This window comes from Paenibacillus sp. HB172176, assembly GCF_011947265.1.
GTDB lineage: Bacteria > Bacillota > Bacilli > Paenibacillales > Paenibacillaceae > Pristimantibacillus.
The window spans coordinates 1-560 of the sequence record NZ_JAATHD010000093.1 but is presented as its reverse complement, the minus strand read 5'-3'; the positions used below and the strand labels follow the sequence as shown (position 1 = coordinate 560).

Sequence of the window (560 nt, the reverse complement as noted above, 5' to 3'; positions counted from 1 at the left end):
CTTTTTGATAAGCTCTTCTACATTTTTTGGTGATTTCAATACTATGATCTTCTTATCTTGATATTTCATTAACTTTTCCATAATTCCAGGAATTCTTGTCTTTTTAAAATTCCAGACCCATTTAATAAATTCAAAGTCCAAACTTTCAGGACAACCTTTATTTAGGTCTGGTCTAGTCTTACCGTGATATATGAGTCTTCTCTTGATTACTCTATAAGTAGTTATCCATCTTGAAAAATCTAATAGTATTATTACATCAGCTTGTTTCATTCGTATATTAAGTGTTCTTCCATAATTTCCATCAATAATCCACGATTCTTCGAGCACAAGTTTTTCTTGAAAATCATCCCATTCATCATTAGATGTTGGCATCCATCCAGGTTTCCAATAGTATGCATCTAAATGATATACAGGTAAATTTAATAGATCTCCAAGTTGTCTTGAAAGAGTGGATTTACCTGCTCCACCAGACCCAATTATCATCATTCGCTTCATCGAATCTTCTCCTATGCCATTAGGTTTTGCGAGAATTTCTCATAACGTTTTTGTATTCACGAACC

1 protein-coding gene is annotated in these 560 nt (G+C 32.9%); it reads right to left on the bottom strand.

Going from position 1 to position 560, the window contains the following annotated elements; all coding sequences use genetic code 11:
• On the bottom strand, window positions 1–495 hold a 495-nt coding region (locus HFP08_RS28930; RefSeq protein ID WP_168124087.1), incomplete at its 3' end, for a DNA topology modulation protein.
• Window positions 496–560: the final 65 nt, after the last annotated feature.